Annotated in this window: 19 protein-coding genes and 1 tRNA gene; 5 read left to right on the forward strand and 15 right to left on the reverse strand. The window is 63.9% G+C overall.

Translation table 11 applies throughout. The annotated features are described in order from the left end of the window. Nucleotides 1-18: 18 nt before the first annotated feature. The 9 genes from recO to rpoZ form a co-directional block, all read right to left on the reverse strand. Nucleotides 19-768 carry a DNA repair protein RecO gene (gene recO, locus ACVIHF_RS17310; RefSeq protein WP_456792371.1) on the reverse strand — a complete coding sequence of 250 codons (750 nt, stop codon included), beginning with the start codon at nt 766-768 and terminating at the stop codon, nt 19-21. A gap of 138 nt (nt 769-906) precedes the next feature. After that, nucleotides 907-1,287: a hypothetical protein gene (locus tag ACVIHF_RS17315; protein ID WP_225158904.1), complete on the reverse strand. Its 381-nt coding sequence runs from the start codon at nt 1,285-1,287 to the stop codon at nt 907-909. 14 nt (nt 1,288-1,301) lie between these two features. Beyond that, nucleotides 1,302-2,225: a GTPase Era gene (gene era, locus ACVIHF_RS17320; protein ID WP_016844010.1), complete on the reverse strand. Its 924-nt coding sequence runs from the start codon at nt 2,223-2,225 to the stop codon at nt 1,302-1,304. Continuing rightward, entirely contained in the window at nt 2,218-3,039 is an 822-nt protein-coding gene (rnc, locus tag ACVIHF_RS17325) for a ribonuclease III (protein ID WP_456792372.1), read from the reverse strand. The genes era and rnc overlap by 8 nt, the downstream gene beginning before the upstream one ends. Beyond that, nucleotides 3,036-3,797 carry a signal peptidase I gene (gene lepB / locus ACVIHF_RS17330; protein ID WP_028333840.1) on the reverse strand — a complete coding sequence of 254 codons (762 nt, stop codon included), beginning with the start codon at nt 3,795-3,797 and terminating at the stop codon, nt 3,036-3,038. The genes rnc and lepB overlap by 4 nt, the downstream gene beginning before the upstream one ends. A gap of 283 nt (nt 3,798-4,080) precedes the next feature. Further along, on the reverse strand, nt 4,081-4,497 hold the full coding sequence (acpS, locus tag ACVIHF_RS17335; RefSeq protein WP_021078359.1) for a holo-ACP synthase: 417 nt from the start codon (nt 4,495-4,497) through the stop codon (nt 4,081-4,083). After that, nucleotides 4,494-5,267: a pyridoxine 5'-phosphate synthase gene (locus tag ACVIHF_RS17340; RefSeq protein WP_456792373.1), complete on the reverse strand. Its 774-nt coding sequence runs from the start codon at nt 5,265-5,267 to the stop codon at nt 4,494-4,496. Before ACVIHF_RS17340 ends, acpS begins: the two co-directional genes overlap by 4 nt. Before the next feature lie 93 nt (nt 5,268-5,360). Continuing rightward, entirely contained in the window at nt 5,361-7,652 is a 2,292-nt protein-coding gene (locus tag ACVIHF_RS17345; RefSeq protein WP_026192848.1) for a RelA/SpoT family protein, read from the reverse strand. 210 nt (nt 7,653-7,862) lie between these two features. Next, the gene (rpoZ, locus tag ACVIHF_RS17350; RefSeq protein WP_016844003.1) at nt 7,863-8,255 is read right to left on the reverse strand and encodes a DNA-directed RNA polymerase subunit omega; all 393 of its coding nucleotides are present in this window, start codon (nt 8,253-8,255) and stop codon (nt 7,863-7,865) included. 361 nt (nt 8,256-8,616) lie between these two features. On the opposite strand from rpoZ, the gene ACVIHF_RS17355 reads away from it, so the two are divergent. Both ACVIHF_RS17355 and ACVIHF_RS17360 read left to right on the forward strand, forming a co-directional pair. Continuing rightward, nucleotides 8,617-9,249: a LabA-like NYN domain-containing protein gene (locus tag ACVIHF_RS17355; RefSeq protein ID WP_016844002.1), complete on the forward strand. Its 633-nt coding sequence runs from the start codon at nt 8,617-8,619 to the stop codon at nt 9,247-9,249. Then, nucleotides 9,230-9,889, forward strand: coding sequence for a uracil-DNA glycosylase (locus ACVIHF_RS17360; RefSeq protein ID WP_456792374.1), 660 nt, complete (start codon nt 9,230-9,232; stop codon nt 9,887-9,889). Before ACVIHF_RS17355 ends, ACVIHF_RS17360 begins: the two co-directional genes overlap by 20 nt. A 214-nt stretch (nt 9,890-10,103) precedes the next feature. On the opposite strand, the gene ACVIHF_RS17365 is transcribed toward ACVIHF_RS17360, so the two are convergent. Genes ACVIHF_RS17365 through dapA form a run of 4 tightly spaced genes read right to left on the reverse strand, consistent with a single transcriptional unit; the run spans nt 10,104 to nt 12,576 of the window. Continuing rightward, nucleotides 10,104-10,685: a peroxiredoxin gene (locus tag ACVIHF_RS17365; protein WP_253608387.1), complete on the reverse strand. Its 582-nt coding sequence runs from the start codon at nt 10,683-10,685 to the stop codon at nt 10,104-10,106. A 49-nt stretch (nt 10,686-10,734) separates the two neighbouring features. Continuing rightward, nucleotides 10,735-11,208 (reverse strand): SsrA-binding protein SmpB, encoded by a 474-nt coding sequence (smpB, locus tag ACVIHF_RS17370; protein WP_076834415.1) that lies wholly within the window; start codon nt 11,206-11,208, stop codon nt 10,735-10,737. A 1-nt stretch (nt 11,209) separates the two neighbouring features. Further along, nucleotides 11,210-11,626, reverse strand: coding sequence for a large conductance mechanosensitive channel protein MscL (gene mscL, locus ACVIHF_RS17375; protein WP_057020874.1), 417 nt, complete (start codon nt 11,624-11,626; stop codon nt 11,210-11,212). 59 nt (nt 11,627-11,685) lie between these two features. Continuing rightward, nucleotides 11,686-12,576, reverse strand: a complete 891-nt coding sequence (gene dapA / locus ACVIHF_RS17380; RefSeq protein ID WP_456792375.1) for a 4-hydroxy-tetrahydrodipicolinate synthase — start codon at nt 12,574-12,576, stop codon at nt 11,686-11,688. A 331-nt stretch (nt 12,577-12,907) separates the two neighbouring features. On the opposite strand from dapA, the gene ACVIHF_RS17385 reads away from it, so the two are divergent. Next, on the forward strand, nt 12,908-15,379 hold the full coding sequence (locus ACVIHF_RS17385) for a transglycosylase SLT domain-containing protein (protein ID WP_456794101.1): 2,472 nt from the start codon (nt 12,908-12,910) through the stop codon (nt 15,377-15,379). Between the two features lie 239 nt (nt 15,380-15,618). Then, a tRNA-Ser gene (locus ACVIHF_RS17390) sits at nt 15,619-15,712 on the forward strand. A 240-nt stretch (nt 15,713-15,952) separates the two neighbouring features. Here ACVIHF_RS17390 and ACVIHF_RS17395 read toward each other — a convergent pair. Both ACVIHF_RS17395 and ACVIHF_RS17400 read right to left on the reverse strand, forming a co-directional pair. Next, the gene (locus ACVIHF_RS17395) at nt 15,953-16,261 is read right to left on the reverse strand and encodes a hypothetical protein (RefSeq protein WP_157340985.1); all 309 of its coding nucleotides are present in this window, start codon (nt 16,259-16,261) and stop codon (nt 15,953-15,955) included. Between the two features lie 65 nt (nt 16,262-16,326). Beyond that, on the reverse strand, nt 16,327-16,650 hold the full coding sequence (locus ACVIHF_RS17400) for a hypothetical protein (RefSeq protein WP_456792376.1): 324 nt from the start codon (nt 16,648-16,650) through the stop codon (nt 16,327-16,329). Nucleotides 16,651-16,846: 196 nt separating this feature from the next. Between ACVIHF_RS17400 and ACVIHF_RS17405 the strand changes: the two genes are divergently transcribed. After that, a complete protein-coding gene (locus ACVIHF_RS17405; RefSeq protein WP_310881968.1) occupies nt 16,847-17,227 on the forward strand; it encodes a hypothetical protein in 381 nt (126 codons plus the stop codon). The last annotated feature ends 305 nt before the right edge of the window (nt 17,228-17,532 follow it).

Consider the following 17,532-nt stretch of genomic DNA (forward strand, 5'->3'; position numbering starts at 1 on the left):
TTAAGGCCCGAATCGGCCTTACGGAACCGCGCTCCGGCCCCGTCGCCTCGTCACGGCGTTGATAAATCCGTCGCGGGCGTCGGAATGGCCCTGGCCGCGGGGCTCCAGCACGTGGCGGAGCAAGAACAGGCCGGTGATCTGGAAGCCGTCGAGCAGGTCCTGGTCCGACCAGCTGTTGGCGCCGCCCTCGCCTTCGCGCAGGAACGCCGGCAGCGGCAACAGCCGGTCGCGCCACGGCTCGCCGGCGGCGCGCGACACCGCGCCGCCGGATTTCGGCGACACGTAGATCAGGTCGGTGGTCTCCCCGCTGGCCGCGCAGTTTTCCAGGTCGAGCCCGAAGCCGAGCTCGGTCAGCATCGCGAGCTCGAACCGGATCAGGTGCACGGCGGCAACGCCTGCGTCCTCGAAATCGTCGAGCGTCCCCTGCAGCATCTCGTAGATGTCCTCATGCGGATCGCGCTCCGGCAGCAGCCGGGCCAGCGCCGCCAGATGCGTGACGCCATAGACCGCATGCGACGAGCCGAGCAGCGTCGCCGCGCGCAGCCGCGTGCCCTCCAGCGCATACATGCCAAGATGCTCGTCGAGCCGCGCCCGCCATACCGCGGTGACGCTGTTGCCGGGCTGCAGCAGCGGCCGCATCCGCGAACTGGCGCCGCCGCGCACCAGGCCGAGATGGCGGCCGTGCTCGCGCGTCAACAGCTCGACGATGGCGGAGGATTCGCCATGCCGCCGCACACCCAGCACGATGCCTTCGTCGGTCCATTCCATGTGCGGAGTCTAGCAGCATTTTGCTGACGAACGCAGCTATCCGACGCGTCATTCCGGGGCGCGTCGAAGACGCGAACCCGGAATCTCGAGATTCCGGGTTCGATGCTTCGCATCGCCCCGGAATGACGGTGGGTGCCGCTACGCGTTGAACCAGCCTCGCGCGTCGCCGGTGAAGGAATAATACAGCCCGGCCGTGGTCAGGATGCATGACACCACCTCGATGGCGCTGTCGATCTCCATGCCCCTTGCGCCGATGACCTGCAGCAGGGACATCACCGACAAGACGAGCACCGCGAGCAGCGCCCAGCGCGGCCAGTTCTTGCGGTGCTGCGCGGCAAGCCGGACGAAATACATCAGGAGCAGGATCATGCAGCCGGCCGTCAGGGTCTCACCCATGATCACCTGCTCGGTCTTCAGGACGGTCGGCGTGCGGTCCTGGAACGCCACCGACAGCGCATCCAGCGTCAGCGACATATAGAGCAGAACCTCAAACCACAGCACATTTCTGGGCACGTTCATGCAAGCGTCGACTCTTATTCCTTGGGGAATTCCAGTCCCATTTCCTTGTAGCGATCGGGATCGTCACCCCAGTTCTCGCGCACCTTGACGAACAGGAACAGATGCACGGGGACGCCCATGATCTCGGCGATCTCGGCACGCGCCTGCGCGCCGATCGACTTGATGGTGGCGCCGCCCTTGCCGAGCACGATCTTGCGCTGGCTCTCGCGCTCGACAAAAATCGTCTGCTCGATGCGGATCGACTTGTCCTTGCGGTCGGTCCAGCTGTCGGTCTCGACCGTCGACTGGTACGGCAGTTCCTGATGCAGATGGCTGTAGATCTTCTCGCGCGTGATCTCGGCCGCCAGATGCCGCATCGGCGCATCCGACATCTGGTCCTCGGGATAGAGGAACGGCCCCGCCGGCACTAGCTTGGCGAGCGTCTGGCGCAAATCGGCAACGCCGTCGCCGGATAGCGCCGAAATCATGAAGGTGTGCTCGAAGCGCATCCGCTCGTTGGCGGCCTGCGCCAGCGCCAGCAGCTTCTCGCGCTGCACGAGATCGACCTTGTTCAGCACCAGGATCTTCGGATGCGCGACGGTTTCGAGCTTGGCCAGGATCGCGTTGGCCTCTTCGTCGAGGCCCGACTTCGCATCGAGCAGCACGCAGACGAGATCGGCGTCGTGCGCGCCGCTCCAGGCGGTCGACACCATGGCGCGGTCAAGCCGGCGCCGCGGCGCGAAGATGCCGGGCGTGTCGACCAGAATGATCTGCGCGTTGCCCTCGATCACGATGCCGCGGATCAGTGCGCGCGTGGTCTGCACCTTGCGCGAAACGATCGTGACCTTGGAGCCCACCAGCGCATTGACCAGCGTCGACTTGCCGACATTGGGCGCACCGATCAGCGCGACGAAGCCACAGCGCGTCGCGTCCCCTTGCCCTTTGGCCTCGTCAGTCATTGGTGCCGACGCCTTCGCGCTCGATCATCGCGGATGCCGCCGCCTTCTCGGCCGCGCGCTTGTTGCCACCGAGGCCCTCGGCGGAGGCCAGGCCCGGCAGGTCGACCGCAACGCGGAATTGTGGATCGTGATGCGGACCGGTGCGTTCGACCTCGCGATAGACCGGCGTCGGCAGCCCCTTGCCCTGGGCCCATTCCTGCAACACGGTCTTGGGATCGCGCAGCGGCCGGCGCAGCTTGTGCATCCGTTCGGTCCAGTTGCGCTCGACGAACTGGCGTGCGGCATCATAGCCGCCGTCGAGAAAGATCGCCCCGATCACCGCTTCGCAGATATCGCCGAGCACGGACTTGCGCAGCCGGGCGCCCTCGACCGCCTTCACCATGCCGAGCTTGATGTCCTCGAGCAGCCCGAGCGCCTTGGCGACGTCGGCGCAGCTCTCCTTGCGCACGAGGTCGGCGAGCCGCTTCGACAATTCGCCCTCGTCGGCCTTGGGGAACGACCGGAACAGCATGTCCGATACGATCAGCCCGAGCACGTGGTCGCCGAGGAACTCCAGCCGCTGGTAGCTGTCGGCGCGGTTGCGGGTGGCGGGTTTCAGCGCGGAGACGTGGGTGAACGCGGTGGTCAGCAGCGCGGGATCCTGAAACGTGTACCCGATCCGCGCCTCGGTGCCGGCGATCGCGGCCTTCTCCTCAGCGGCCTTGGCCGCCTTGCTGCGCCGCTTCTTCGGCGCGGCTGTGCCATCGGCGGCAGGCGTCTGGCTCGGCTCGCCGGTCGGCGCTGGATCGTTGATGGATGCGGTATCGTCGTTCATCGCACGATAGAGAATAGGCGATTCCACCGCACGGCAAGCGGCCAGCGCCAGATCATCCAGGCCTGCTCGCCCTCGGCGATCGAGAAGAAGATCATCTGGGCTCGCCCGATGATGTTCTCGAACGGCACGTAGCCGACCTGCGACAGGAAGCGGCTGTCGGTGGAGTTGTCGCGGTTGTCGCCCATCATGAAGAAATGCCCGGGCGGAACGGTGTAGACGATGGTGTTGTCCATGTAGCTGTTGTCGGTGCAGTCCAGCGTCTCATAGCTGACGCCGTTCGGCAGCGTCTCCTTCCAGCGCTTGACGCGGGCGGTCGCATCCGCCGAGCCGCAGGGATCCTCGCCGACGAAGTCGCTCAGCCGCTCCCGCTTGATCGGCTCATCGTTGATGTAGAGCAGCCCGCTCTTCACCTCGATGCGGTCGCCGGGCAACCCGATGACGCGCTTGATGTAGTCGGTGGAGTCATCCCGCGGCAGGCGGAACACCACGATGTCGCCGCGGTTCGGCTCCGAGCCGAAGATGCGGCCCGAGAAAATGTTCGGCGAGAACGGGATCGAGTAGTGGCTGTAGCCATAGGAATATTTCGAGACGAACAGGTAGTCGCCGACCAGGAGCGTCGCCTTCATCGACCCGGAGGGGATGTTGAACGGCTGGAACAGGAAGGTGCGGATGACGAGCGCGATCAGAAGAGCATGGATGACGACGCGGATGGTCTCGCCCAAGCCGCTTTCAGATTTGGTCCCGGTGGTCACGCTCATTGCTTTCTCAATTCCCGTGGACTGATGTCCACGCGGTGGCAGAACGTTCTCTTCGCGCGAAGCGTTCGGCCTTCGCGTGAGGAAAATGGCCTTGATTCTGATCTTGAGGGCAAATTCCGGCCTAAACCCGGAATCAGCGTCTCGCTCGATATAACCCTGCGGCGTTTTAGACGGTTGTTCGCAGGGGCGCAATCAATCGCCGCCTCAAAACTTCGCAATTCATTGAAATATCAATGATTTTTTAGTTTGCTGAAGTTTTCCGGCAGAATCCGGCACCGCGGGATCATCTGGCGGGGGCAACCGCCGAAATTATGACGAAGGCCTGGGCCAACGGCCAATCGTCGGTGATCGAAAGGTCGATCTGCGCCTGCATGCCCTCGGGCGTCAGTTCCTGCAGCCGGGCCAGCGCCCCGCCGGTCAGCCGCATCGACGGCCGCCCGCCCGGCAGGTTCACGACGCCCATGTCCTTCCACCACACCCCGCGCCGGATACCGGTGCCGAGCGCCTTGGAGCAAGCCTCCTTGGCGGCAAAGCGCTTGGCGTAGGTTGCGACCACCATCTTCTCGTTGTTGGCGCGGCGCATCGCCTTGGCGCGCTCGGCGTCGGTGAAGATGCGATCGAGGAATCGCTCGCCATGGCGCTCGATCACCTTGGCCACCCGGGTGATGTCGATCAGGTCGGAGCCGATGCCGATGATCATGCGCTGACGCCACCCTGCGCCCTGGCGCGGCCGCGGTCCATCGCCGCACGCATCTCACGCACCGTCCCGGCGATGCCGACGAACAGTGCCTCGCCCATCATGAAATAACCGATGTTCAACTCCCGGATTTCGGGCAGCGCGGAAATCGTCTCCGCGGTGTCATAGTCGAGCCCGTGGCCGGCATGGACCTCGAGCCCGGCCGCCTGCGCGAGCCTGGCGCCGGCGACGATGCGCTTCCATTCGGCCTCCGCCTTGTCCTGGTGGCTGTCGACCACGGCGTCGCACCAGCCGCCGGTGTGGATCTCGATCACCGGCGCCTTCAGCTTCGCCGCCATCTCGATCTGCCTGGGATCGGCGGCAATGAACAGCGAGACGCGGATGCCGGCGTCATTGAGCCGCGCGATGAACGGCGCCAGTGCGTTGTGTTGGCCGACCACGTCGAGGCCGCCTTCGGTGGTGAGCTCCTGGCGCCGTTCCGGCACCAGGCAAACCGCGTGCGGCTTGGTGGCGAGCGAGATCCGCAGCATGTCGTCGGTCGCCGCCATCTCGAAATTCAGCGGCTTGGAGATCTCGGCCTTGAGCCGCGCCATGTCCTCATCGCGGATGTGGCGGCGATCCTCGCGCAAATGCGCGGTGATGCCGTCGGCGCCGGCCGCGATCGCGGCAAGCGCCAGCCGCACCGGATCGGGCCGCGCTCCGCCCCGGGCGTTGCGCAGGGTGGCGACGTGATCAACATTGATACCGAGACGCAGCGGCGGAGCCTTCGACATTTCCCTGGACCTGCAATTCTATCCTGTCATGCGCGGGCATAGCCGTCGAAGGACGGCGTCGCTTCCGCTCGCCCATGCCCCGCGCATCCATCTTCACCCATTGACGCGCTCGACCCGAGCGACGACGGCCTTGGCGCGCAACTGGGCGATGATAGCGCTGAGATGCTTGAGGTCATAGACCTCAAGATCGATGGTCAGCTCCGTGAAATCGGGCGATTGGCGCGACATGTGGATGTTGTCGATATTGCCGTCGTGCTCGGCGATCACGGTCGCGATCTGGGCGAGGCTGCCGGGCTCGTTGACATTGTGGACCAGGATACGGGCCGGGAAGCGCTGCGGCATGGTCTCGTCGATATCCCAGCGCACGTCGAGCCAGCGCTCCGGCTCCTCCTCGAAATCTTTCAGCGCCGGCGACTGGATCGGATAGATCGTGATCCCCTCGCCCGGCGTGACGATGCCGACGATCCGGTCGCCCGGCACGGCGCCGCCGTTCGGCGCGAACTTCACCGGCAGGTCGGAATTGATGCCGCGCACCGGGATCACCGAGGTGGCGCGCGCCGGATGCGGCGGGTTCTGCGTCTTCAGCTTGGCGGCGAGGCCCTTCTTGGCGCCGTAGCGCACCAGCCGCTCTTCCTTGTAGTCGGGATACATCGCGCGTGCGACGTCGGAGGCCTTGATCTCGCCGCGCCCGACCGAGGCCATCACGTCCTCGATCGAGCTGCGCGCGAGCCGCGGCAACGCGCCCTTCAGCTTGTCGTCGGCATATTCGATCTTGGCGCGGGCAAACAGGCGGTCGACGATGCGGCGGCCAAGGCCGGCATACTGGTCGCGCACCGCGTCGCGGGTGGCACGGCGGATCGCAGCCCGCGCCTTGCCGGTGCGGGCGAGCGCCTCCCAGGCCGACGGCGGCGCCGACTGTGCCTTCGAGGTCAGCACCTCGACCTCGTCGCCGTTCTGCAGCTCGGAGGACAGCGGCGCGAACTTGCCGTTGATCTTGCAGCCGACCGCGCTGTTGCCGACACCGGTGTGAACGGCATAGGCGAAATCGATCACGTTGGCGTTGCGCGGCAGCGCGATCAGCTTGCCCTTCGGCGTGAAGCAGAACACCTGGTCGTGGAACAGCTCGAGCTTGGTGTGCTCGAGGAATTCTTCCGGATTGGCGCTTTCCGAGAGGATGCCGATGGTGTGGCGCAGCCAGGCGAAGGCGTTGGACTCGTGCTTCAGCCGTTCGTGCGGCGAGCCCGCGCCTTCCTTGTAGAAGGCATGCGCGGCGATACCGAACTCGGCGATCTGGTTCATGTCCTCGGTGCGGATCTGCAGCTCGACGCGCTGCTTGCCCGGCCCGATCACCGTGGTGTGGATCGAGCGGTAGTCGTTCTGCTTCGGGGTCGAGATGTAGTCCTTGAAGCGGCCCGGCACCACCGGCCAGGTGGTGTGGACGATGCCGAGCGCGCGGTAGCAGGCGCCGACATCGTCGAGGATGATGCGGAAGCCGTAGATATCGGACAGCTGCTCGAAGCCGACCGACTTGCGCTCCATCTTGGTCCAGATCGAAAACGGCTGCTTGCGGCGGCCGAATACCCGCGCGGTGATGCCGTTCTTCTGCAGGTTCTTGGAGAGCTGGGTTTCGATCTCGCCGATCAAATTGCGGTTGCGCTCGGCCAGCGAGTCGAGCCGCTGCTTGACCACCGCATAGGCCTCTGGATCGAGCACGAAGAACGACAGGTCCTCGAGTTCCTCGCGCATCTCGTGCATGCCCATGCGACCGGCCAGCGGCGCATAGATATCCAGCGTCTCCTCGGCGATGCGGCGGCGCGAGGCCGGCGGCACGAATTCCAGCGTGCGCATGTTGTGCAGCCGGTCGGCGAGCTTGATCAGCAGCACGCGGACGTCGTCGGCGATCGCAAGCAGCAGCTTGCGCAAATTCTCGGCCTGCTTGGCCTCGCGCGACACCAGTTCCAGCCGCTTCAGCTTGGTCAGGCCTTCGACCAGCGCGCCAATCTCGTGGCCGAACACATTGTCGATCTCGGCCCGCGTCGCCTCGGTGTCCTCGATCGTGTCGTGCAGCAGCGCCGCCACGATCGTGGCGTCGTCGAGCTTGAGGTTGGTGAGGATCGCAGCGACCTCGAGCGGATGCGAGAAATAGGGATCGCCGGAAGCACGGGTCTGCGTGCCGTGCGCCTTCATGGCGTAGACATAGGCGCGGTTGAGCAGGTCTTCGTTGGTGTCGGGGTTGTAGGAGCGGACGCGCTCGACAAGGTCATATTGTCGCATCATTCGCGTCCGCGGCTTGGCCGGCCTCTCCGCCGTGGACGACGTCGGCGCCACCGCGACCGTTTCGGTTGCAGCCTGCATCTGGATGGAACTGCGGCGTCGATACGCCATGAACTCGCTGCCTCTCGCGCGGGACCGGAACGTCCCACCTTTCCTCAATCTAGTGCGCTTTCCAATGAAGCAGCACCCCGCGCGGGCCTTGGAACCATTCAATTTCCCGCGTCCGCGTAGGACGCACCGTAACAGCAAAATTGTCAACAAAAGCAAAGGCCCGGAGCAATGTCCGGGCCTTCGGCAAATCTGTTCGAAACGACGGCGAGCTTACTCGTCTTCCTCGGGCTGCTCCTCCGGGGGCGCCAGACCCTCGAGGCCCTTCAGCAGCTCTTCCTCGGTCATCCGCTCGACCGCCACCTCGGTGTCGTCGGCGTCGACGCTGGCACCGGCGGAACCGATCAGCGGCACGGTGTCGGGCTCGGGCTCGTCGACCTCGACGAACTTCTGCAGGGAGTGAACGAGTTCCTCTTTCAGGTCTTCCGGCGAGATCGTCGAATCGGCAATCTCGCGCAGCGAGACGACCGGATTCTTGTCGTTGTCGCGATCAACCGTGAGTTGCGACCCCGAGGAGATCATCCGGGCGCGATGCGCGGCCAACAGGACGAGGTCGAAACGATTGTCGACCTTGTCAATGCAATCTTCGACGGTGACGCGAGCCATCTCGAGGCGCTCCGTGGTAAAAGGGACCGAACATGTAGGTTATGAGGGTTAGTTATAGGGCTAGCCCCCGTTTCGCAAGGTAAAATTTGTGATTTGCCTTCCGAACAGGCTCTGATAACCCGGTCTGACGGGGGCCAGAAGGGCCGGAGCGTCTGACGACATGGCCAGGTTGCTGTCCCAGGCGAGTAAATCTCTTCATTGCAATGTCAAGGGTCTAGGCTTTTTGCCCTCGCCTCACCATAATTGCGGTGGTGACTGTCGTGGGGAAAGATTCACAGAACTTTAGGCAGCAACGCCGGAAATTGCGCGCGGTTGATCACCGCCGCGCTAAGAACACTAACAACCACGCGAGAACACTTTGATGTCGTCACCTGTTTCCAACAAGATCGCGCTCTTCATCGACGGAGCGAATCTTTACGCCACCGCAAAGACGCTGGGCTTCGACATCGACTACAAGCGCCTCCTCAAGGAGTTCCAGAGTCGCGGCACCCTGCTCCGTGCGTTCTACTACACGGCGATCATCGAGGATCAGGAGTATTCGTCGATCCGCCCGTTGATCGACTGGCTCGATTACAACGGCTACACCGTCGTCACCAAGGCGACCAAGGAATTCATCGACGCCAGCGGCCGCCGCAAGGTGAAGGGCAACATGGACATCGAGCTCGCCGTCGATGCCATGGAACTCGCCGAGCACATCGACCAGATGATTCTGTTTTCCGGCGATGGCGACTTCCGTTCGCTGGTGGAAGCAGTGCAGCGCCGCGGCGTTCGCGTCACGGTCATCTCCACCATCGCCAGCCAGCCGCCGATGATCGCCGACGAGCTGCGCCGCCAGGCCGACGTCTTCACCGACCTCGTCGAGTTGCAATCCAAGCTTGGCCGTGATCCGTCCGAACGCCCGGCCCCGCGCGAACCGCGCCACCACTCCCCGCAATTCCTGCAGCGCGCGACCACCATGGCCCCACGGGGAGCCGATGACGATTTCGACGAGTAATCTCGTCGCTGCTGCTACGCGCCCCGACAGCAACTGTCAGCTTTGTGTCAGGCTGGCCGACTTCCGCGCGCAGGCGCGCGCACTGCATCCGGACTGGTTCAACTCGCCGGTGGAATCGTTCGGCGATCCGAATGCGTTGTTGTTGATCGTGGGCCTCGCGCCGGGCCTGCAGGGCGCCAACCGCACCGGCCGTCCCTTCACCGGCGACTACGCCGGTGATCTGCTCTACGCGACCTTGCTCGAATATGGTTTTGCCAGCGGCGTCTATCAGGCGCGGCCGGACGACGGGCTGAAGCTGGTCGACGCCCGGATCAGCAATGCGGTGCGCTGCGTGCCGCCGCAGAACAAGCCGCTGCCGGCCGAGATCAACACCTGCCGGCAATTCCTCCGCGCCACCATCGCCGCGATGCCGAAGCTGCGCGCGATCGTGCTTCTCGGGCGAATCGCCCACGAATCGACTCTCAAGGCACTGGATGTTCGTTTGGCTGCCGCGCCCTTTGTGCACGGTGCCGTGCATAGTGCGGGCAAATTCAAGCTCTACGACAGCTACCACTGCTCGCGCTACAACACGAACACCGGCGTGTTGACGACCGATATGTTCCGCAAGGTGTTCGCGACCGTGCGCAAGGAGCTCGGCTAGCGCCCCTTCCGGTGTCCGCTTAGCGAACCGCTATCCAAAGTCTGCAAATGCTACAGGACGCTCGCGCGACTTCGGAATAATAGAAAATATCCCTGAATTGCCCGACGTGTCAAGTTGCCTGGGTGAACGCCGGCCGCCGCCGGCTACTTTGCATGGGGTTGTTCTCGATATTTTGGCAGCGCCCCCTGCAACGACCCCACGACTTCATATTGCTCTAGTCCGTCCGCGGATTGGCCTTCAGCCATTCCAGCACGTCTCCGGCGTTCCGGTCGGGCGGGAACACCGGATAGAACACGTGGCTGATGCGCGCATCGTCGATCACAAGGGCGAGCCGCTTGATCAGGATCAGCCCCGCCACCGACATCGTCGGCAACTTCAGCGTGTGCGTCAGTTCCAGCGCTTCGTCTGACAGCACCGGAAACGGCAGATGCAGGCGCGAGGCCATCTCGGTCTGGTACGCGTTGCTTTGCGTCGACAGCCCGAACACCTGGGCAGCGCCGGCCGCCTTCAGCTCGGCGAACAGGTCGCGGAACGCGCAGGTCTGCGGCGTGCAGCCGCGGGCGCCCGGGATCATGTCCCAATCGTCGACCAGCCCGATCTTGCCGGGCTCGCCGGTTCGCGGATAGGCGAACACCACGGTGCGGCCCTTGAGCGCCGACAGCGCCACCGCGGTGTCGTCGGTGGCGCGCAGCCTGACCGGCGGGATCGTCATGCCGACGAGGTGCGCCGCGCCGCCGTCATCCGTCGGCGCCGGGATCTTGCTCCAGTCGACGTCAGTGAGGCTGCTCTGGCTCATCGGACCCTCTCCATCCGCCGTCATCGCAATGACGCCGTTCCGCACCGTGCTATCCCCGCGCTCGCATCAGGCGGCCCTTCTCGCGGCTCCAGTCGCGCTTCTTCTCGGTCTCGCGCTTGTCGTGCAGCTTCTTGCCCTTGGCAACCGCAAGCAGCAGTTTGGCACGGCCGCGCTCGTTGAAATACAGCTTCAGCGGAATGAGCGTCATGCCCTCGCGGTCGACCGCGCCGAGCAGCTTGTTGATCTGCTTGCGATGCAGCAGCAGCTTCCGCGGCCGCTTCGGCTCGTGGTTGAAGCGGTTGGCCTGCAGATATTCAGGAATATTGGCGTTGATCAGCCAGATCTCGCCGTTCTTGGAATCCGCATAGGATTCCGCGATCGTGCTCTTGCCGTTGCGGATTGATTTCACCTCGGTGCCGGTCAGCGAAATGCCGGCCTCGATCGTGTCCTCGATTGCGTAGTTGAAGCGGGCCTTTCGGTTTTCGGCAACAACCTTGATCGGGCGTTCGTTCTTCTCGGCCACTTTAGCTCTTCTTGAGGAGGTCGCGGATTTCCGTCAGTAGCACGACTTCGTCGGACGGCTTCGGCGGTTCGGCGGGCTTGGCCTCATCCTTGCGTTTGAACTGATTCATGAAGCGGACGACCATGAACAGCACGAAAGCGACGATCAGGAAATTGAGCGTCAGCGTCAGGAAGCTGCCCCAGGCCAGCACCGCGCCCTGCTTCTTGGCGTCGGCGAGGTTGGTCGCGTTCACGGCCTTGGAAAGCCCGGTGAAATAGTTGGAGAAGTCGAGTCCGCCCGTAATCGCGCCGATGATCGGCATGATGATGTCGCCGACCAGCGAGGTGACGATCGCGCCGAAGGCCGCACCGATGATGACGGCGACGGCGAGGTCGACGACATTGCCCTTCATGGCGAATTCGCGGAATTCCTTCAGCATGCCCATCCCCTTCTGCTCGACATTGCGCACGGCACTGTTCACGGCGGTCGCGGTCCGGCTCAGTTGATCAGGCCGGCATGGACCATGGCGCTGCGGACCGCCTGGCGGGTCGCTTCGGTGACCGGCACCATCGGCAGGCGCAGCTTCTCGTCCAGCTTGCCGAGCAGGGACATCGCGTACTTCACCGGCGCCGGATTGCTCTCGATGAACAGGTTGGTGTGCAACGGCATCAGCTTGTCATGGATCTTCAGTGCCGTGGTGACGTCGCCCTTCTGCCAGGCGGTCTGGAACTCCGAGCACAGCCGCGGCGCGACGTTCGAGGTCACCGAGATGCAGCCATGGCCGCCATGGGCCATGTAGCCGATGATGGTGGCGTCCTCGCCGGAGAGCTGGTTGAAATCCTCGCCCATCGCCGCGCGCTGCTGCGAGACCCGCACCATGCTCGCGGTGGCGTCCTTGACGCCGGCGATGTTCTTCAGCTCGAACAGCCGCTTCATGGTGTCGACCGACATGTCGATCACCGAGCGCGGCGGGATGTTGTAGATGATGATCGGAATGCCGATCGCATCGTTGATCGCCTTGAAGTGCTGATACAAGCCTTCCTGGGTCGGCTTGTTGTAGTACGGCGTCACGACCAGCACCGCGGTGGCGCCGGCCTTCTCGGCGTGCTCGGCGAGCTCGATCGCCTCCTTGGTCGAATTCGAGCCGGCGCCGGCGATCACGGGCACCCGGCCCTTGGCCTCCTCGATGCACCACTCGACCACCCGCTTGTGCTCGTCGTGGCTCAGCGTCGGGCTCTCGCCGGTGGTGCCGACCGGCACCAGGCCGTGGGTGCCCTCGGCGATCTGCCAGTTCACAAGGCCGCGGAAGGCGACTTCGTCCACCGAGCCGTTTTTGAAGGGCGTCACCAAGGCAGTGAATGATCCCCGGAATTTTGTCTTGGCTGCCATGGACTTCCTCCAAACGCTTCAGGCTAAAGGCTAGGTCGACGGACCTTTGTTGTTGGCGCGCTTCACGTCCGTGCGACCGGCACCCGGTTGTTGCGAAACGCCATGAAAGGCAATTCATATCGGGTCTGGCGGACAGGCGAAAGGGCCGTACCGTACCTATTCCCAACGGTAATCTGCGGCGCGCGAAATCGTTTCCAGCCGCGATTTTGCCGTTGTGCTGGCGCAAACAGCCGCACCGGCAGGCTTCTTAGTATTTTGTGTACGTTTTCAATCAAATAAGAACCCATGGCCCAAACGACCAGATGATTCGGGGCCGCAGAGGACTTCTGTGATCCGTTCCGTTCGTGCAGGCACATTGCGGTCGACGGCGCTGGCGACGAGCCTGGCGCTCGTTGTCGGCCTTGCAGCCATCACGGCCGATGCCTGGGCCGCCGAGGATGCTCAAACTGCAAAGCCGGCTGCCCAAGACGCGGCTTCCAAGAGCGCCGCCTCCAAGACCGCGCCAAAGTCCACGGCTCCGAAGGCGGCGGCTTCAAAGCCAGCGGCGACCAAACCCGGCGCCGCCAAGACTGACGCGGCCAAGTCCGACGCGGCCAAGGCTGACACTCACAAGACCGAAGCTCACAAGACAACGTCGCCCAAGCCCGGTGCGGTCAAGACAGACGGAGCCAAGGCCGCTCCTGCCAAGACCGAAGCTCACAAGGCAACGGCTCCGAAGACAACGGAATCCAAGGGCACCACGTCAAAGACCACCGCGTCAAAGCCCGCCTCTCCGGTTGCAACCGGAACTGTATCGAACAGGTCGGTGCCCGCGCCCGCACTGGTTCCGGCAACCCGCCAGCATGCCGCGCCGATCGCGCGCAAGCCGGTGCTGCCTGCGGCCGTGGCCGCGACATCCTCGACGTCGCACTCGGACAAGGAAGCGCTTGCAAGCGTCGTCGAGCTGCTGCGCAAGCGCAAGCCGGCGGACGCCACCGAGGCCGAGGCCTCGATCTCAGATCCGGTCGCGCGCAAGCTTGCCGAATGGCTGATCCTGCGCAGCGAGGACAACGGCGCCTCGGTCGAGCGCTACCGCGCTTTCCTCGATGCCAATCCGAGCTGGCCGTCGCAGACCTTCCTGCGTCGCCGCATCGAGGCCTCGTTGTGGGACGACCGCCGCGACGATTCCGCGGTCTGGGCCTGGTTCCAGAATGAATCGCCGGTCTCGGCCAAGGGCCGGCTCGCGCTCGCCAAGGTGATGATCGGACGCGGCGACCGCGGCAATGCCGAGCGCCTGGTCCGCGAGGCCTGGCGCAACGACGGGATGAGCGAGGACACCGAAAACACCGCGCTTGAGCTGTTCGGCTCCTTCCTGACTGCCGGCGACCACAAGGCACGCATGGACACCATGCTGTACGGCACCGACAACGAGGCCGCCGGCATGCGCGAAGCCAAGCGCCTTGGCTCCGGCTACGTGGCGCTCGCGAAAGCACGCATCGCCGCCACCCGCAAGGGTTCGAACCTGCGCGCGCTGCTGGAAGCCGTGCCGAGCGAACTCTCCGGCGACACCGGCTACTTGTTCGCCAGGATCCAGTTGCTCCGCCGCGAGGAGAAATTCTCCGAAGCCGCGCGGCTGATGCTGAGCGCACCGAAGGAAGCTTCCCGCCTCTACAACGTCGACGAATGGTGGATCGAGCGCCGGCTGCTGGCGCGCAAGATGATCGACACCAACGAGTTTCGCACCGCCTATCTGATCGCGCGCGACGCGGCGCTGCCGGCCCGCGACATCTACAAGACCGAGCAGGAATTCACCTCGGGCTGGATCGCGCTGCGCTTCCTCAACGATCCCGCCCTCGCCGCCCAGCATTTCGCGCGGATCGGCGTCGGCAGCGCTAATCCGACCGCGCTGGCGCGTGCCGGCTATTGGCAGGGCCGCGCCGCGGAAGCCGCCGGCCGCGGCCAGGAGGCGCGCGCCGCCTACGGACGCGCGGCCGAGCAGTCCACCAGCTATTACGGCCAGCTCGCGCGCGCCAAGCTCGGCCTGCCGCAGATCGAGCTGAACAGCGCGCCGCGCGGCCGCGGCGCCGAGCGGCTGGAGATCGTACGCGCGGTAGCGCTGCTCTACGAAATCGACGCGCGCGAGCTCGCGATCCCGATCTTCGGCGACATTGGCGACAATGGCGATCCGGAAGCCCTTGCCGGCCTCGGCGAGCTCACCGCGCGCCACGGCGATGCCCGCGGCATGCTGCTGATGGGCAAGGCCGCGCTCAACCGCGGACTGCCGTTCGACCATTACGCCTATCCGGTGAACGGCATCCCCTCGTTCCGCCAGGTCGGGCCGGAGGTCGAGCAAAGCGTCGTCTACGCGATCGCGCGCCAGGAGAGCGCGTTCAATCCTGCGGTGGTGTCACCGGCCCAGGCCTACGGCCTGATGCAGGTGACGCCGGACGCCGGACGTTACGTCTGCAAGCGCGCCGGCATCGGCTTCGACCTCAACCGGATGAAGACCGATCCGGTCTACAACGCGATGCTCGGCGCCGCCGAGCTCGGCGGCCTGCTCGAGGACTATCGCGGCTCCTACATCCTGACCTTCGCCGCCTACAATGCCGGCCGCGGCAGCGTGCGGAAGTGGATCGAGCGCTATGGCGATCCGCGCGATCCCAAGGTCGACGCGGTCGACTGGGTCGAGCTGATTCCGTTCTCGGAGACGCGGAACTACGTCCAGCGGATCATGGAAAACCTGCAGGTCTATCGCGCCCGGTTCGGCGGCGGCACCAAATTGCAGATCGAGGCCGATTTGCGACGCGGCGCCAGCGTGGAATGAGCCGGCGCAACCGGTTTTCAACAGGCTGGGCGACCGCAGCTTCCAGCCTCGACCAAAGATCCAGCTAATCTATTGTTATATCTTGCATTTTAAGCAACCGCGCGCTCCGATACGAGCCGATCGGCGCGGTTTATAAAGGCTTGGGGACGGCCGGCGGCCGAGTTGCCCTCAAATCACCTTGGCGCAATCTGAATCTGCCGCTTGCGGCTCAGCGCCCTCTCGGGCATATCGGCGCCATTGGAGACGTGGCCGAGTGGCTGAAGGCGGCGGTTTGCTAAACCGTTATAGGCTTGTAAAGGCCTATCGAGGGTTCGAATCCCTCCGTCTCCGCCAGCCAACTATGGTCCAGCCCGGAGACATGGGTAACAGGTCGTACCTAAGACATGGGTGACAACCTCGTGCGAGAGCGTGGTCAAATTCATCTCTCAGAATCGAGCCGATTTTCCGAAACTTGAGACGGCGATCAGTTCGACCGTTACTGCAAATATGACCAAGGCTGGATAAAGAAGCGCCGCCGGGACAATGCCATTTCGAGCCCGGCGGCGTACTTTTGGCGTGCTGAACGGCGCTCCCTTAAAGTTCAATCTCGATCGCCATGTTCGCGCGCACAAGGGTGGTCAAGCCCGCTTTCAATCTCTTCGCTTGCCAGGTCTGGAAAGCTGGATCGGCGTTTAGCTTATCAACCGCCGCGCCATAAGCCGAAAACGTCTCAAAATTTACTGAGAAAACGAAATTGCCGGCTTCACCGACGGCGACAGACCAGAACCTTGGTTTGCCACCATGCTTGCGCCAAAGCCCGGCACTCTCCTTTGCCAATTCCAGTATTCCTGCGAGGTCACCGCCTGGATTCGGCTTGACCACGTACTGCACGACTACTGCCATGCTACCCTCCATTGAAATTACAGGAGGAGCGCATGCGAGGCTGTTTTTCGGTCGTGGGGTTTGATCTAGGTCAAGCCATCCAGCGACGCGGCATGGGTACTTAGCCGCCCCGGCGCGAACCGCGATGGCATAGCGTCTGCACTTTTGACCGTGCTGGGGATTTCAGTGTCCCAGTTCAGGAAGGAAACGCCGCCGGGCGTGTATTTTTGAGACCGGCGGCGTACTTTTTGGGGATTCGACCAGATCCAGTCGGTTGCCCAGCCGGGCAGACGATCCGGAAGCGGCCTATCGAGCAGCCCAGCGACCAACACGGCGAGCGCCGCACCTTTGATGGCGCCTTCGCCGTTGCTCCATCCGAAATGGGGGACCGCCGAGGCAATCGCCCACATCCAAAACGGTGTTGGCGTGCGACCCGCTGACTGTGACTTCGAAAGTATTTTCCAGATCTCTTGTTCGCCCGGTATTGTCCATAAGCCGCAGAAAAAGCAGCCCTTTACTCACTCTTGAGCGGCGGTCCTAAGAGGGTCGTCCTGGAGGAATGCCGGCATCGGCCCCTGGCCTGGACCGGTTGTCACCTCCGCGTGAATGAAACATCATTCCCGGCTCCGCGAAGCGAGCACGCAACAAACCGCGCCCACCATCCCCGCATTGTTTATTTCACCTGAACATTTCCGGGGTAAAGCCATGCAGCAAGACAGTGGCATCCACTTCCAGGATACCGACCAGGTTCTGCGTAACGCCCAGCTTCGCCGATCCGCCGACTTGGGTCCCTGGTTACGGCAGCGCTTCTCATCCAAGGCAGGCAGGCTCGTGGTCGCGACTTCGCTGGCTTGCATGGTTGTTGTGCTGGCGATCGCTGCTGCCCCGCGGCCGGTCTCGAGCGCTGCGCTTGGCAGCGAGTGGCAATGCAGCAAGACGGCGTTTGTCCTGACGACCTGTCATCAAGCCGACCCTGCCCGTTCATAGCAAGCAGCCGCATCGGGGACGTACGGTAGCGACGTCAATTGGCACTGGTGAAACCATCTGTCCGGCGACTCCGTAGCTGGAGCGCCGGCCTATTTCTTCCATTTTGGCACTACGGGCCGGCTGGGGCCGTTCGGTCTTTCCCAGTCACGAACGGCCCCACTTTTAGGTCCATCCATGAACCGCGTCAGCTTTCCCTCGGCTTGATTATTTGGCATCAACTGATCACGGCGCCCGCACGAAGAATCCGCCGGCCGGTCGAGATCGAGCTGAAGGCGAAGAAATAGATGGATGGCCCAAGTCGCGGT

The sequence above is a fragment of the Bradyrhizobium sp. USDA 4506 genome (assembly GCF_054058795.1).

What these genes read in the sequence shown, in the direction of transcription:
- recO (WP_456792371.1), bottom strand. Translation starts at nt 768, where the DNA reads ATGGAATGGACCGACGAAGGCATCGTGCTGGGTGTGCGGCGGCATGGC.
- ACVIHF_RS17315 (WP_225158904.1), bottom strand. Translation starts at nt 1,287, where the DNA reads ATGAACGTGCCCAGAAATGTGCTGTGGTTTGAGGTTCTGCTCTATATG.
- era (WP_016844010.1), bottom strand. Translation starts at nt 2,225, where the DNA reads ATGACTGACGAGGCCAAAGGGCAAGGGGACGCGACGCGCTGTGGCTTC.
- rnc (WP_456792372.1), bottom strand. Translation starts at nt 3,039, where the DNA reads ATGAACGACGATACCGCATCCATCAACGATCCAGCGCCGACCGGCGAG.
- lepB (WP_028333840.1), bottom strand. Translation starts at nt 3,797, where the DNA reads ATGAGCGTGACCACCGGGACCAAATCTGAAAGCGGCTTGGGCGAGACC.
- acpS (WP_021078359.1), bottom strand. Translation starts at nt 4,497, where the DNA reads ATGATCATCGGCATCGGCTCCGACCTGATCGACATCACCCGGGTGGCC.
- ACVIHF_RS17340 (WP_456792373.1), bottom strand. Translation starts at nt 5,267, where the DNA reads ATGTCGAAGGCTCCGCCGCTGCGTCTCGGTATCAATGTTGATCACGTC.
- ACVIHF_RS17345 (WP_026192848.1), bottom strand. Translation starts at nt 7,652, where the DNA reads ATGGCGTATCGACGCCGCAGTTCCATCCAGATGCAGGCTGCAACCGAA.
- rpoZ (WP_016844003.1), bottom strand. Translation starts at nt 8,255, where the DNA reads ATGGCTCGCGTCACCGTCGAAGATTGCATTGACAAGGTCGACAATCGT.
- ACVIHF_RS17355 (WP_016844002.1), top strand. Translation starts at nt 8,617, where the DNA reads ATGTCGTCACCTGTTTCCAACAAGATCGCGCTCTTCATCGACGGAGCG.
- ACVIHF_RS17360 (WP_456792374.1), top strand. Translation starts at nt 9,230, where the DNA reads ATGACGATTTCGACGAGTAATCTCGTCGCTGCTGCTACGCGCCCCGAC.
- ACVIHF_RS17365 (WP_253608387.1), bottom strand. Translation starts at nt 10,685, where the DNA reads ATGAGCCAGAGCAGCCTCACTGACGTCGACTGGAGCAAGATCCCGGCG.
- mscL (WP_057020874.1), bottom strand. Translation starts at nt 11,626, where the DNA reads ATGCTGAAGGAATTCCGCGAATTCGCCATGAAGGGCAATGTCGTCGAC.
- dapA (WP_456792375.1), bottom strand. Translation starts at nt 12,576, where the DNA reads ATGGCAGCCAAGACAAAATTCCGGGGATCATTCACTGCCTTGGTGACG.
- ACVIHF_RS17395 (WP_157340985.1), bottom strand. Translation starts at nt 16,261, where the DNA reads ATGGCAGTAGTCGTGCAGTACGTGGTCAAGCCGAATCCAGGCGGTGAC.
- ACVIHF_RS17400 (WP_456792376.1), bottom strand. Translation starts at nt 16,650, where the DNA reads ATGTGGGCGATTGCCTCGGCGGTCCCCCATTTCGGATGGAGCAACGGC.
- ACVIHF_RS17405 (WP_310881968.1), top strand. Translation starts at nt 16,847, where the DNA reads ATGAAACATCATTCCCGGCTCCGCGAAGCGAGCACGCAACAAACCGCG.